The sequence below is a fragment of the Niallia sp. 03133 genome, assembly GCF_052663225.1.
Window position 1 is genome coordinate 362,023 of record NZ_JBQTCY010000001.1, and the last position, 13,196, is coordinate 375,218.

Here is a 13,196-nt window from a genome sequence, read left to right on the forward strand (position 1 = left end):
AGTAGTAACTTAATATAGGTTCAGTGCTCCCTTTATGACGCTGATTTTTTTTGAGCAACATGAAATAAAAAAATCAATGTTTATTTAGGAGGAAAAAATGAGTAATTTTATCAGTAATCGCTACAGAAATTTAAAAGTATATGAAGCAGGAGAACAGCTTGGCAAAGGCTATATTAAATTAAATGCAAACGAAAGCCCATTTCCACCGTCTCCTAAAATTGCCGAAGTTTTAATGGAACAAATGATTGACGACATGCGGTTTTATGGAGATATATCGTTTAGTAAACTTCGTCAAAAAATTGCCGAGCGTTTCGGTTTAACGATGAAAAACGTTGCGATTGGAAATGGCGCAGATGACATATTAGATTTAATTTTTCGTACTTTTTTTGATGAAGGAGACCAGATTGCTTTTCCAAGCATTACTTATCCATTTTATCGTACGTATGGACAGTCCTTTGCATTATATTACCATGAAGTTCCTGTTGGAGATGATTTAAAGATTGATGTAGAGGATTATATTTCTCTCCCATATGCTGTTGTTATCGTCAATCCCAACGCCCCTTCAGGTCATTATCTACCTGTTAAAGATATAGAGCGATTGGTTAAGAGTGATTTGAATCGCTTAGTGATTATTGATGAAGCGTATATTGATTACGGTGGTATTTCAGTAGCGCCTCTGGTGAAAAAATACAATAATCTTTTAGTCGTACAAACCTTTTCAAAATCACGCAATTTAGCGGGTGCGAGAATTGGTTTTGTATTGGGAGATGCTTCACTCATTCATGATTTGAACGGGGTTCGTGGAACGACGAATCCTTTTGCGATGAGTATGATTCAAGAAAAAATTGCTTGTGCATCATTAGATGATGAGGAATATTTTGTAAATTGTGTGCAAGAGCTTATCGCAACTAGAAGCTACTTTACAAAAGAACTTCGTCGTACGGGCTATACGGTGCTGGACAGTTTGACAAACTTTGTGTTGATTCAGCCACGATATGTAACAGCGAAAGAGTTGTATGAAGGTTTAAAAGAACAAAAGATTTTGACAAGATTTTATAAAATGCCACGTATTGAGCAGTATCTACGTATTTCAATCGGGACCAAGGAGGACATGGATAAAGTTCTCGCCACTATACTACAAATAGATGTACATCAGCCGAAATGCATAAAAATTTAATGATTTATCGAGTAAAACAGGCAATTTTTGAAAAAGAAAGTTAATCTTACTGATATCTTCCATTAAGGATTTTATATGAGAGGATGTCAATTGGGCTTAGAATAGAAAAAATGATTAAACTGAAAATTACGACATTATTTATAAAACACTAGTGTCTTTTGATACATATTTGAAAATATTACATTTAGCGGTGGAGAACCACTTACTCAATTAAACGACCTAACTATTTTGGCTAAAAAACTGAAAACAGCTGGGAAAAATATATGGTGCTATACAGGATAAACGTGGGAGTATTTGCTGAAATCAAATAAGGAGCCATTTATGAAATTATGCAGGGAGTTGGATATTCTTGTTGATGGACTATTTATAAAAGAAAAAAGGGATTTATCCTTATTATATAGAGGCAGCAGCAATCAACGGCTGATCCATTGTATGAAAAGCATGGAAGAAAAGAAAATTGTCTTATTAGAACAACAAGCTATTTATAAAAAATAAACTTTAATCAGCAGTCAAATGCAACATGCGATTTTAATGGTTTTTACATAACTATTCAGCAATTTGAATAGTTATTTTTTTTTGATTTCTAAAAATATATTGAAAATGAAGAATGAATAACATAAAATCAATGGAGTAAAATCTTAAATTATTGGACTGCAGAAATCTAGTTTTCTTATGTTTTCCTTATAAAGGAAGACATAATTTAATAAGAAAAAGGCGAAAATAATTGGGATTATTATTTTGTATAAATTGATGAATATTTAGTTAAGAGGGGTACATCATGAATCAAGAACAATACTTAAAAAAGAAAATGGGATTTTGGTCGCTTACAGCACTATCTCTTGGAGGAATAATAGGATCAAGCTGGCTTTTTGGTCCGTGGGCAACGGCGAAATTGGCTGGTCCTGCTGCGATTATTTCATGGTTGATTGGCGCAGTTGTTATCACTTTAATAGCTCTTGTCTATGCTGAATTAGGAAGAGTTAAGCCTGAAACAGGTGGATTAGGTCGCTATCCTCTCTATTCTCATGGGAAAATGCTTGCGACAGTTACTAGTTATTCGATTTGGCTTGGCTATTGTGCTACTGCACCAGTGGAATCGGCAGGCGTTATACAATACGCTAATCAGTTCTGGCCAGGGTTTTATGATGCAGCAAAGGATCAACTGACAACAACAGGCATTTTAGCATCAACTTTTTTGATGATATTCTTTGTAGTGTTTAACTATTTTGGAGTGAAGCTCTTTGCTGTAACGAACACCGTTATTACCATTATCAAATTTGTGGTACCGGTTTTGACTATTATTGCATTTTTTATGACAGGTTTTCATGAGGAGAACTTTACCAGTCAAGGGTTTGCCCCAAATGGGTATAGTGCGGGATTATCTGCGGTATTAACAAGTGGTATATTTTTTGCTTATACAGGATTTGGGAACGTTATTATGATGAGTGGAGAAGTGGTCAAACCTAGACGGAATATTCCACTAGCTCTGATCACCTCACTGGTAGTTGCAGCAATATTATATGTGCTGCTTCAAATTGTTTTTATTGGAGCAGTTCCGCCAGAAATGCTGGCTAATGGCTGGAGTGGAATTAAGTTTGATTCTCCATTTGCTAATCTAGCTCTTATGGCGAATATGGTTTGGCTATCTTGGATCATTACTGCGGATGCCATGGTTTCTCCAACAGGATCAGCGCTTGCTTATACGGCTGGTACTTCAAGACATGTCTTTGGTATGGCAAAAAGCGGATTCTTGCCATCTTTCTTTGGAACAATAAACAAAAGATTTGGTGTTCCAACTCGTGCCCTTGCACTTAATTTTTTTATTGGATTGTTATTCCTGTTTCCTTTAAAGAGTTGGACTGCCATTGTTGCAATAGTAGGAGCGATTGGCATTTTTAAATATGCTTCAGCCTGTGTAACCGTAATGGTTTTTCGTAAAATAGGTTTGACAAAAAACAACGGACTTCCTGGTATGCAAATTATTGCGCCATTAGCCTTTGTTTTTGCTACACTACTTATTTATTGGACAAACTGGAGCAGGGTGCAGCTTGCCATTACGGGATTAATTTTAGGAGTTGGCGGTTACTTAATTATTCATTTCATTAAGAAACATAAATCAGAAGAATTCTTTGGTGGTCTCTATCTAATTATTTATATTCTTCTCCTTGTTTTCATGTCTTATTTAGGAAATTTTGGAGGTAATGGTATTGTACCAGAGCCATTAATGTCTATAATTGCGGCAATTCTAGGATTTGTTTTTTACTATTTTGCAGTATATAACGGTGTATGGTATATGCGTAAAAAGGGGAATATTAAAGAATTGCAAGAGAGTGTTTCGAATAAATCTTAATTCTATGGAAAAAAACTAGGCGGTGCAGAATGCACCGCCATTTTTATTTGTTCTATAATTGTTTTGCAGATAGGAATAAAAGGGACAATGCTAATCGTCAGAAATAAAGAATGTAAAAGGGGTATATTGTAAATGTATTCCTTTTATTGTTGAAAAAAAGGAAGGAGTTGATATGACCCTCATTGAATGTAAAATGTGTTAAATTTGTGTGTGATGTTCCTAGGTTAATAGAACTTAAATGACGAGGGGGATATAAAGTGCAAAACTTCTCTTATGAAATTGTGGAGATACCTGCGTATCGAGGAATAGGATTAAAGTGGAATGGTCCATACGCAGAAGTAAGTACTTTGAAAAAACTTATTAATAGCATGAGTAGTAGAGTGGGAGAAATAGATAATGCCGTTAATCCAAACGTTCAATTAGGACTATCCTATCATCTTAGGGCGGATGGGTTTGTACATTATTCTGTTTATGAAGTTTGTGAAGAACAGCAACTACCCGATGGCATGATCGAAATATATGTACCGAAAATGACTTACTTGATGACGCATCACAAAATGGGTCAAAATATCGGTAAAACTTATTATAACATTTTACAATGGCTTAAGAAAAGTGAGTATGAGCCCTATAAAGAGTCTGGTGTGGAATATTACGATGAATTACCGATAAAACATGAAAGATACCCAAATGATCGTGATTTTAATAATCCCCATTTTGAGATCTTAATACCTATTAGTGAAAGGAAATAAATTTGGAGGTATTTTCAACTCTATCAATTTGTTGTTCCAAAATAGGAAGCGTTGCAGAACGTAATAAGAAAAGAATGTGTTAGGTGCTGGTGTAATCAATGTAATCAATAAAATACCCGATTACTCCCCACAAATACATTTGGGGGAAGAATCGGGTATTTGACGTTTTTCGAATTTCCCTGATAGGAGAAAGACTACTTGAACAAAACAATAATTTTAAGGTTCCAAAAATAACAAGGCTAAAGATAAACGGTTTTTGTCTCTTTTTATCCCACTCTTAAGGGGCAGCAAAACCCCCACTGATGGAAGGTTCACTTTATATTCTTGAGGAAAACAAGAGTTGGAAAAAGAGTGCTTAACAGAATGTTGACATGTAACCAAAAGGTGTTATATTATAAGTGTAACCAAAAGGTGTCATATTAACAGGAAGAGAAGGTGTTTTTCTTTGAGTGAAAAAGTGCAGGATATCGTACAAAAAGTTGAATTTAATGCCCCGATTGACAAGGTGTGGAAAACAGTATCCACTTCTGAAGGAATAGCAGCATGGTTTATGCCAAATGATTTTCAATTAGAGCTAGGACATGATTTTCATTTACAATCACCCTTCGGACCGTCTCCTTGTAAAGTGATTGAAGTGGAACCTCCGACTAAATTATCGTTTACATGGGATGTAGATGGATGGATCGTTTCTTTTTTATTAAAAGAAATCGACAGCACAAAAACGGAATTTACCCTTATTCATGCTGGATGGAAAGATTCAGATGAGATTATTGGGAAAGCAAATGAAAAAGCAGCAATTATCCGTGATCGCATGAATATGGGATGGACACAAATTGTTGCTAAACTGAAAGGCATTGTGGAATAATAATGGCTGATTCAGCAAAAAAGCATGATGTTTATCAGGCAATAGCTGATCCTACGAGAAGAGAAGTAATGAAATTGCTGGCAGAGAAAGAACTGCCCATTGCGGATATTACTAGTCATTTTCCGATAAGCCGCACCGCCATTGTGAAGCATCTTGCCATTTTGTCAGAGGCAAGACTGGTGCGTTCCAAAAAAGTAGGCAGAGAAAAAATATATACGCTCTCCCCAGAACCATTGGCAGATATAAAAGAGTGGCTTACTTATTATGAACGATTCTGGGAAAATAAGTTGTCTATTTTAAAACATATCGTGGAAAAGGACGATAGTGATGAGTGAGAGCATGTTATGTAAAAATAATTAAAAGCACCGGGTAAACACCATTATGGAGTGACCTTAGAGGTGCACATAATAAAAAACGCACAAGAGTTATTATATAGGATACTCTTGTGCGTTTTTATTTGAAAGTCACCATATTACAAGTGAATTATGCTTATTTCAATTTAGATGCTTTCGGCAAGGATCTTCTAATAAAAAATGTTAGAAATAATGCCACAGCAGTAATTCCTGTTGCAACAATAAAAGAATCGATAATGCCGTGTATTGTTGCTTGCTGTGCCATTTTTCCATATATAGTCGATACTGCCAACATTTGCCCGGAGCTCGAAGGGAGTCCTTAGTGCAGAAAAGCCTTGCCCCAGTTGTGTTAATTTCTCCGCGATATATGGATTATCGCTTGTGATGATATTACTGTAGTTAGCTGAGTGAAAAAGCGTACGATTAGTCATTACAGTGACTAAAAAAGCGGTGCCGAGACTGCCGGCAACGGTTCTAGCTGTGTTGGATGCAGCTGTTCCATGGCTGGTTAAATGAAGTGGCAGCTGATTCATTCCTTCTGTCATAACAAGTCATCATGATAAACGACATTCCAAACATCCGGAAAATATACAGCACCATAATATGGGCATACGATGTTTGCATATTTAATTTCGTAAAGCCCCATGTTGTTAAAACGGTAATAAACAAACCAACGATAGCAAGCGGTCTTGCACTCAATTTATCAAATAATTTTCCTGCGATAGGGGACGAAATCCCCATTATAACAGCACCCGGAAGCATTAATAAACCCGATTTAAGTGCGGTAAATCCACGAATGTTTTGCAAATAAATAGGAAGCAGCAGCATGCCTGCAAACATGGCCATATTAACACCATACTAACTACTGTTGTAAATGCATTTAAAACGAGATGTGGGAAAATTCTAAAAAAACAACCATTCTAAAGAAAGTTCTATTATACTTGTTGTAACAAGGTGAAAAGGAGCGGGATAAGATGGTTTATGAAAAAGAATTAGAAGAAAAGTTAATTGCTGTGAGAAGAAATTTGCATGAAGAGCCTGAATTATCGAATGAAGAAGTGAAGACAACGGAAAAAATAAAAAATTGGCTGAAAGAAGGGGGGATTTCTATTTTAGATCTTCCGCTAAAAACGGGAGTAATAGGGGAGATAACGGGTAGTTCATCTGGACCTATTGTTGCCATCCGTGCAGATATTGACGCACTTCCTATCCAAGAACAAACAGATTTTCCTTTTAAATCTGCTGTATCTGGAGTTATGCATGCTTGTGGCCATGATTTTCATACATCTGTTATTTTAGGGGCAGCTTATTTATTGAAGCAAAGACAGGAACGTTTAAAAGGAACAGTTCGTGTGCTGTTTCAACCGGCAGAAGAAACAGGGCATGGCGCAAAGTCCATTCTTTCTGCAAACGGATTAGACAAAGTAGAAGCTATCTTTGGTCTCCATAACGATCCACTTAGCGAGCTTGGTGTTATGGCAACAAAAGAAGGGATTTTTTCTGCTGGAGTAGACCGGTTTGAAATAGAAATAACCGGAAAGGGGTGTCATGCTGCCAAACCGGAGGAAGGAATCGATCCGATTATGATGGCATCTGAAATCATTCCTAGATTACAGTCTATTGTAAGCAGAGAAATAAAATCGATGGAAAGTGCTGTAATCAGCGTCACCCAAATACATGCTGGTCATACGTGGAATGTTATCCCGGAATCCGTTTATATAGAGGGAACAGTGCGCACATTTAAACAAGAGGTAAGGGAAGAGATTCCTGGAAAAATGGAAAGAATTATAAAAGGAATCGCTGCAAGCTATGGGGGAGAGGCTTTATTGAAATGGCACCCAGGACCTCCGTCTGTTCAAAATGATCCGGAATGGACACAGTTTGCGAAACAAATTGCAGAACAAAATGGCTATAAAGTAGAGGAAGTAGAACCAACTGCAGGAGGAGAGGACTTTGCCTTTTATCAGCAAAAAATAAGAGGTGCATTTGTCAATATTGGGGTTGCCGGCGAATACGGACTGCACCATCCAAAATATTATTTAAAGGAAGAGGCAATCCTGCCAGCCAGCTATTATTTTGCTAATTTAGCCGAACAGGCATTATCTCATCTTTATGAACTGACGCTAGCTTCTAAAGTGGCATCACCGAAATAACGAAAAAACATCCTATTCTATTCCGTGTTATTCGGAATAGAATAGGATGTTTTTTGTATTTGCCTGTTCGTATGATATGTTTTGCCATTTGTATCTTTTCAAAAGCGTTTACTTGCGTTTTCTCCAAATGAGTGATCCAGATCCATCGTGTGGATGTGCAAACACTTCATACTGATGATATTTTTCCTGCAGTTCATGAAGAGACAAGCTATTTAAGACAGCTAGTGTTTCGTTTCCAAAGCAGATTAATTTGTTGATTAGCAACTTTCTTTTTTTGTTTTGTGTAACCTCGTTTCCCATGTTCTTCCTCCTAAAAATAGCTTATTTATATTCCAATTGACTAACAACGTAAAGTTTTTTGGTTGCGGCATGTAATTTATTTAGAAATTAGCATCCTCTTTGATAAGTTCTTGATTGTACTTTTATTATAATTTAGAATATAAACTATTCCAAGCGGTTTAGGTGGTTTTTATGAAAAAATTTTTTCCGGAAACGGTTTCTAAATCTTCAACTGTTGTTTCTTTCCTTAACATATTGGATTCTTTTAATTTGAAAAAAAGATTCACTTACCAGTTAACTTCAATAGCTCGTCTAATTATTAAGTCGTAAATATCTATTTCACCATTCATAACATGTTTAAAATCAGCTGCAAATTTTTCCAAATCCACTACCATCTAATCTGTATATTAAGAATAGTAAACATTCACATTATTTTTACTAATTATACTTTTATTCATTGTTGTTATAAGATAAATACACATCCAACTATTCCAACGTATTTAGTTGGTTTAAATGAAACTTTATTGGATTTATTTTCTCAAAGATAATGACGCATTTATAAAGAGATAGGATGAAAGGATGTTTTAAAATGGCGAAAAAAAAGGAAGTACAGTTTGGGGTAATGCTGCATGGTCCAGGGGGGCATATGAATGCATGGAAGGATCCGTCTGTTCCAGCAGATGCTAGTGTAAATGTCGAGTATTATCAAAAAATTGCGCTGCAGGCTGAATCGGCCGGATTTCGGTTTGCATTTGTTGCTGATGGACTTTATATCAATGAAAAGTCAATTCCACATTTTTTAAACCGTTTTGAACCAATAACGATTCTTTCTGCTTTGGCTGCTGTAACGAAAAAAATTGGCTTAGTTGGCACGGTATCCACATCATACAGTGAGCCTTTTACCATCGCCCGTCAGTTTGCTTCATTGGATAAAATCAGCGGGGGAAGAGCCGGATGGAATGTGGTCACATCTCCCCTTGAAGGCTCAGCGGAAAACTTTAATAAAGGGAAACATCCAGAACATAGTCTGAGATATGATATTGCTGAAGAATATTTAGAAGTAGTAAAAGGACTTTGGGATTCATGGGAAGATGATGCATTTGTCAGGGATAGAGAATCTGGTCTGTTTTTTGATCGTGATAAGCTTCATACATTAAATCATAAAGGACGCCATTTTTCTGTAAAAGGACCATTAAATATTGAACGATCCAAACAAGGGCAGCCTGTAATTTTTCAGGCTGGAGCATCGGACACAGGACGAAGCCTTGCCGCAAAAGAGGCGGATGCTGTATTTACAAATGCGGATTCCTTTGAAAAAGCAAAAGCATTTTATGAGGATGTAAAAAGCCGGGCAGTTCGCTTAGGACGGAATAAGGATGAGATCAAAATATTTCCTGGAATACATCCAATTGCCGGAAAAACCTTGGAAGAAGCGGAAGAAAAATATGAAGCTATTCAAAATCTTGTTTCCATTGAAGAGGCTTTGAATTATTTAGGCAGATTTTTTGATCATTTTGATTTTAATGTGTTTCCATTGGATGAACCTTTCCCTGATATAGGAGAAGTCGGGAAAAATAGTTTTCAATCCACTACAGATGGAATAAAAAAGTTGGCAAGAGAGAATAACTTAACGCTTCGTGAAGTGGCCTTACAGGTAACCACATCAAAAGGTGCCTTTTTTGGTACATATGAACAAATTGCCGATCAACTTATCACTTGGATGGATGGTGGAGCTGCTGATGGATTTATTTTTGGGGCACCAGTTCTAGGAAGCGGTCTTTCAGATTTGATTGAACATATTATTCCGATTTTAGAGGAGAAAGGCTATTACCATAAAGCGTATCATGGGGAAACACTTCGAGAAAACTTAGGGTTTGCTTATAAAGAAAATCACTATACGAAACAACTCATTAAGTGAAGAAAGGTGTGGAAATGATGGCAGAAACTATAAGATTAGCAATGGTAGAGGATGCTTCCAAAATACTGGATGTTTCGTTAAGAGCATACAAACCAATTCGAGATTTAAATATCAAATTTTTAGCAGCAACAGCTGATATTCAACTAGTCCTAAATAATATTACCCGTATACATATGTTCTGGAGAAAGATCATACCATCATTGCTACCGTCACAGTGAGATTTCCCTGGGCAGACCCTGAACCAATTAGTCCTTATCCTTTTATTTGGTGGTTTGCAGTAGACCCTAAATATAAAAGAAAAGGAATTGGCTCTCGGTTATTAACATATGTGGAAGAGAAAATACTGCGCGACACAGTAAAAGCGCCAGCTGTTTATCTTGCAACAGCCGAACGTCACCCATGCTTGTATCGATTTATGAAAGAAGAGAATACACTTTTTATTCTGAAAAAGTGATCGAAAACCTGTGGCTGGAAAAAAAAATTACGACCATCTTAGTAACACATGATGTTAGTGAAGCAGTTGCATTAGCGGACCGTGTACTTTTAATAGAAGAAGGAGATATAGCAATGGATGTTTCGATTCCACTAGCAAGACCAAGGGTTAGAAATAATGAATTTATTTATTATGAAAAGTTGATATTAGATCGAGTTTTAGGAAAACAAGAAATGATCGATAATCATTTGCGAAAACTAGAGTATTCTTCTTAAAAGTCTATTATATATACTGTTAATAAATTTACTATTTGCTCAAGGGATTTTGGTTTGCTAATAACTAAAAGCAGGAATATTTTAACTAGTAGAAAAGGAGAAGATACCATTGATTTTGGATATTTTTACAAATAATGAAAGTGAATTAGAGCAAAAATTAATTGATGTCAGAAGAAATCTTCACCAAGAACCTGAATTATCGAATGAAGAAGTAAAAACCACCTTGAAAATAAGAAAATGGTTAGAAGAAGCGAATATCCCTATTTTAGACCTGCCTCTTAAAACGGGAGTCATTGGAGAAATAAGCGGTAATGCTGATGGTCCTATTATAGCAATCCGCGCTGATATTGATGCACTTCCTATTCAAGAACAGACAGATTCTTCATTTCAATCCGCTGTACCTGGTGTTATGCATGCTTGTGGACATGATTTTCATACTGCTGTTATATTAGGAGCAGCTTATTTATTAAAGAAAAGGCAAGAGAACTTAAAGGGTACTGTTCGCATACTCTTTCAGCCAGCGGAAGAAACGGGGCATGGCGCAAAATCAATCCTCGCTTCAAAAGGGTTGGACAATGTCCAGGCAATCTTTGGATTGCATAACGATCCGCTAAGCGAGTTAGGTATATTAGGAATAAAAGAAGGGGTATTAACCGCAGGTGTGGATCGATTTGAAATAGAAGTAAAAGGGAAAGGCAGTCATGCAGCGAAGCCTGAAGAAGGCATAGATCCTATTGTCATTGCCGCGGAAATTATCTCAAGATTACAGTCGATTGTGAGCAGAGAGACGAAATCCAGTGAAAGTGTTGTAATCAGTGTGACACAAATACATGGTGGGAATACATGGAATGTTATTCCTGAATCGGTCTATTTAGAGGGCACTGTCCGCACTTTTAAGGAAGAAATAAGAGAAACGATTCCGGCAAAAATAGAAAGGGTGTTAAATGGAGTAGCTGCAAGCTATGGCGGAGAAGCACGTTTAATATGGCATCCTGGACCACCATCTGTTCAAAATGATAAAGAATGGACACACTTTGCCAAACGCATTGCCGTGCAAAATGGCTATAAAGTCGTAGAAGTAGAACCGACTGCAGGTGGAGAGGACTTTGCCTTTTATCAACAAAAAATTAGAGGAGCTTTTGTTAATATAGGAGTAGCGGGAGAATACGGGCTTCATCATCCGAAATATTATTTAAATGAAGAAGCAATCTTGCCTGCCAGCTATTATTTCGCAGATATAGCAGAACAAGCATTGATAGAACTATATGGGAAAACGTTATCTGGTCACTATATTCCTCAAATATGAATCCTTATAAAAAAATCCATTCTCTTCCTGATGTTTTTTTCGAAGGAGAATGGATTTTTTTATGGAATTGGATGTCTTCATTTATACATGGATGAAAAACAATCAAATTCGGCTTGCAACAGCCTGAATTATTTGCGATTTCTCCATATAATGGATCCTGCCCCAAAATGTGGATGCGTACAGTTTTCGCATTGATGATATTTTTCTTGCAGCTCTTTTAGAGATAATTTATTTAATGAAGTGATGTTTTCGTTTCCATAGCAGATTAATTTATTGATGAGAATTTTTCTTTGTTGGCAAAGGGTATCTTCTTTACACATTTTTTATCCTCCTATTGAAAAAAATTAGAAATTCTCTTTTTTTTTTTTTGCCTAGTTAACGAATGATTTTTTTCTAGCGGTTTTATTTGCAAAATAATCTTCGATGATTTGAAGCAAACTGGCAGAAGCTTTGCCAAAATTACTATTATTTCTTCTTAACAGCCCAATTACTGGCGCTGCATCCATATTGTTAAGTTCGATTACTTTTGTTCCTGGTATAGGAAATGAATGGGCTGTTCGAGTAAAAAGGGAAATCCCTAATCCTTTTTGCACATAATGTTTATGGGACATGCTGCTGCTTATCTCCAATTTTTGATAGTTTGTTCCGATTGCTTCTACAATGGATTGTTCTATTTTAATCCGAATCGGACAATTATACGGTGTAAATAGTAGTGTTTCATCTTGTAAATCTTTTAGTTCAATTTCTTTCCTACCAGCAAGTCTATGAGACTCAAATACTAGCAAAACTATGTCGTCATAGTATAAAGGTTTATAAAAGTTTTCCATTGTCACTTCCGGAGCTCCGCAAATGGCAAAATCAATCTCATCATGATAAAGCATCGTACTTAAAGTATTCGCATCGGCTACATGGATAGACACCTCTACCTTTGGATGCTGCTTGACGAAAGTTGATAGTATGCGGGGGAATTCTAAACTAGCTGTTGGTTCAGAAACGCCTATTCGAATCAATCCTGCGTTTCCACCTTCCAAATCTTCCAATGTTTTGTCTAATCGGTCGTACTCCTTTAATAATGCATTCGCTCGTTCATAAAAAAGCCTTCCTGCTTCTGTCATCTTAAGTGTTTTTCCACGATCTAATAGTTTTTCACCAATTTCTTCTTCCAAATGCTTAATATGTAGGGTAATGGTTGGCTGAGAATAATTTAAAGCTTCAGCAGCTTTTTGAAAATTACCTAATTTAATGATCGTTGTAAAGGTTCTGATCGCTCGTATTTCCAATGAGTAACACCTCTTTAGAGAGAATTTAAAAATCTTAAAGTACAGCATTAAATTTACT

The 13,196-nt window shown here is 36.3% G+C and carries 16 protein-coding genes and 1 pseudogene; 12 read left to right on the plus strand and 5 right to left on the minus strand.

What is annotated here, in order from left to right; genetic code table 11:
• Positions 1-97 precede the first annotated feature (97 nt).
• The 6 genes and pseudogenes from hisC (at position 98) to ACTYBU_RS01850 (ending at position 5,476) form a co-directional block, all read left to right on the plus strand.
• Positions 98-1,177, plus strand: coding sequence for a histidinol-phosphate transaminase (gene hisC / locus ACTYBU_RS01825; protein WP_445486744.1), 1,080 nt, complete (start codon positions 98-100; stop codon positions 1,175-1,177).
• Between the two features lie 177 nt (positions 1,178-1,354).
• A pseudogene (locus tag ACTYBU_RS01830) lies at positions 1,355-1,672 on the plus strand (4Fe-4S single cluster domain-containing protein).
• 283 nt (positions 1,673-1,955) lie between these two features.
• On the plus strand, positions 1,956-3,527 hold the full coding sequence (locus ACTYBU_RS01835) for an APC family permease (RefSeq protein ID WP_445486745.1): 1,572 nt from the start codon (positions 1,956-1,958) through the stop codon (positions 3,525-3,527).
• A gap of 257 nt (positions 3,528-3,784) precedes the next feature.
• Complete coding sequence (locus ACTYBU_RS01840) at positions 3,785-4,276, plus strand: GyrI-like domain-containing protein (RefSeq protein ID WP_445486746.1); 492 nt, start codon at positions 3,785-3,787, stop codon at positions 4,274-4,276.
• Between the two features lie 445 nt (positions 4,277-4,721).
• Positions 4,722-5,141, plus strand: a complete 420-nt coding sequence (locus ACTYBU_RS01845) for an SRPBCC family protein (RefSeq protein WP_445486747.1) — start codon at positions 4,722-4,724, stop codon at positions 5,139-5,141.
• Positions 5,142-5,143: 2 nt separating this feature from the next.
• On the plus strand, positions 5,144-5,476 hold the full coding sequence (locus ACTYBU_RS01850) for an ArsR/SmtB family transcription factor (RefSeq protein ID WP_445486748.1): 333 nt from the start codon (positions 5,144-5,146) through the stop codon (positions 5,474-5,476).
• Positions 5,477-5,630: 154 nt separating this feature from the next.
• On the opposite strand, the gene ACTYBU_RS01855 is transcribed toward ACTYBU_RS01850, so the two are convergent.
• Both ACTYBU_RS01855 and ACTYBU_RS01860 read right to left on the minus strand, forming a co-directional pair.
• Entirely contained in the window at positions 5,631-5,789 is a 159-nt protein-coding gene (locus ACTYBU_RS01855; RefSeq protein ID WP_445486749.1) for a hypothetical protein, read from the minus strand.
• Positions 5,790-5,968: 179 nt separating this feature from the next.
• Positions 5,969-6,340 carry an MFS transporter gene (locus ACTYBU_RS01860; protein ID WP_445486750.1) on the minus strand — a complete coding sequence of 124 codons (372 nt, stop codon included), beginning with the start codon at positions 6,338-6,340 and terminating at the stop codon, positions 5,969-5,971.
• A 128-nt stretch (positions 6,341-6,468) separates the two neighbouring features.
• Between ACTYBU_RS01860 and ACTYBU_RS01865 the strand changes: the two genes are divergently transcribed.
• Positions 6,469-7,647: an amidohydrolase gene (locus ACTYBU_RS01865; RefSeq protein ID WP_445486751.1), complete on the plus strand. Its 1,179-nt coding sequence runs from the start codon at positions 6,469-6,471 to the stop codon at positions 7,645-7,647.
• 108 nt (positions 7,648-7,755) lie between these two features.
• On the opposite strand, the gene ACTYBU_RS01870 is transcribed toward ACTYBU_RS01865, so the two are convergent.
• On the minus strand, positions 7,756-7,947 hold the full coding sequence (locus tag ACTYBU_RS01870) for a hypothetical protein (protein WP_445486752.1): 192 nt from the start codon (positions 7,945-7,947) through the stop codon (positions 7,756-7,758).
• Positions 7,948-8,515: 568 nt separating this feature from the next.
• Here ACTYBU_RS01870 and ACTYBU_RS01875 point away from each other — a divergent pair.
• The 5 genes from ACTYBU_RS01875 to ACTYBU_RS01895 all read left to right on the plus strand — a co-directional run bounded on the left by ACTYBU_RS01875 (position 8,516) and on the right by ACTYBU_RS01895 (position 11,858).
• Positions 8,516-9,844, plus strand: a complete 1,329-nt coding sequence (locus ACTYBU_RS01875) for an LLM class flavin-dependent oxidoreductase (protein WP_445486753.1) — start codon at positions 8,516-8,518, stop codon at positions 9,842-9,844.
• Positions 9,845-9,861: 17 nt separating this feature from the next.
• Positions 9,862-10,062 carry a hypothetical protein gene (locus ACTYBU_RS01880; RefSeq protein ID WP_445486754.1) on the plus strand — a complete coding sequence of 67 codons (201 nt, stop codon included), beginning with the start codon at positions 9,862-9,864 and terminating at the stop codon, positions 10,060-10,062.
• Positions 10,059-10,298: a GNAT family N-acetyltransferase gene (locus ACTYBU_RS01885; protein ID WP_445486755.1), complete on the plus strand. Its 240-nt coding sequence runs from the start codon at positions 10,059-10,061 to the stop codon at positions 10,296-10,298. The genes ACTYBU_RS01880 and ACTYBU_RS01885 overlap by 4 nt, the downstream gene beginning before the upstream one ends.
• Positions 10,295-10,552: a hypothetical protein gene (locus tag ACTYBU_RS01890; RefSeq protein ID WP_445486756.1), complete on the plus strand. Its 258-nt coding sequence runs from the start codon at positions 10,295-10,297 to the stop codon at positions 10,550-10,552. The genes ACTYBU_RS01885 and ACTYBU_RS01890 overlap by 4 nt, the downstream gene beginning before the upstream one ends.
• 115 nt (positions 10,553-10,667) lie before the next feature.
• Positions 10,668-11,858: an amidohydrolase gene (locus tag ACTYBU_RS01895; protein WP_445486876.1), complete on the plus strand. Its 1,191-nt coding sequence runs from the start codon at positions 10,668-10,670 to the stop codon at positions 11,856-11,858.
• Positions 11,859-11,986: 128 nt separating this feature from the next.
• Here the strand turns inward: ACTYBU_RS01895 and ACTYBU_RS01900 are convergent, their stop codons facing one another.
• Positions 11,987-12,178 carry a Fur-regulated basic protein FbpA gene (locus ACTYBU_RS01900; protein ID WP_445486757.1) on the minus strand — a complete coding sequence of 64 codons (192 nt, stop codon included), beginning with the start codon at positions 12,176-12,178 and terminating at the stop codon, positions 11,987-11,989.
• A 51-nt stretch (positions 12,179-12,229) separates the two neighbouring features.
• Positions 12,230-13,138, minus strand: a complete 909-nt coding sequence (locus tag ACTYBU_RS01905; RefSeq protein ID WP_445486758.1) for a LysR family transcriptional regulator — start codon at positions 13,136-13,138, stop codon at positions 12,230-12,232.
• Positions 13,139-13,196 lie beyond the last annotated feature (58 nt).

Bases quoted from the DNA above. Each gene is read 5' to 3' on its own strand.
- ACTYBU_RS01860 (WP_445486750.1), bottom strand. From the start codon at position 6,340: ATGGCCATGTTTGCAGGCATGCTGCTGCTTCCTATTTATTTGCAAAAC.
- ACTYBU_RS01855 (WP_445486749.1), bottom strand. From the start codon at position 5,789: ATGTTGGCAGTATCGACTATATATGGAAAAATGGCACAGCAAGCAACA.
- ACTYBU_RS01875 (WP_445486753.1), top strand. From the start codon at position 8,516: ATGGCGAAAAAAAAGGAAGTACAGTTTGGGGTAATGCTGCATGGTCCA.
- ACTYBU_RS01870 (WP_445486752.1), bottom strand. From the start codon at position 7,947: ATGGGAAACGAGGTTACACAAAACAAAAAAAGAAAGTTGCTAATCAAC.
- ACTYBU_RS01835 (WP_445486745.1), top strand. From the start codon at position 1,956: ATGAATCAAGAACAATACTTAAAAAAGAAAATGGGATTTTGGTCGCTT.
- ACTYBU_RS01865 (WP_445486751.1), top strand. From the start codon at position 6,469: ATGGTTTATGAAAAAGAATTAGAAGAAAAGTTAATTGCTGTGAGAAGA.
- ACTYBU_RS01900 (WP_445486757.1), bottom strand. From the start codon at position 12,178: ATGTGTAAAGAAGATACCCTTTGCCAACAAAGAAAAATTCTCATCAAT.
- hisC (WP_445486744.1), top strand. From the start codon at position 98: ATGAGTAATTTTATCAGTAATCGCTACAGAAATTTAAAAGTATATGAA.
- ACTYBU_RS01880 (WP_445486754.1), top strand. From the start codon at position 9,862: ATGGCAGAAACTATAAGATTAGCAATGGTAGAGGATGCTTCCAAAATA.
- ACTYBU_RS01850 (WP_445486748.1), top strand. From the start codon at position 5,144: ATGGCTGATTCAGCAAAAAAGCATGATGTTTATCAGGCAATAGCTGAT.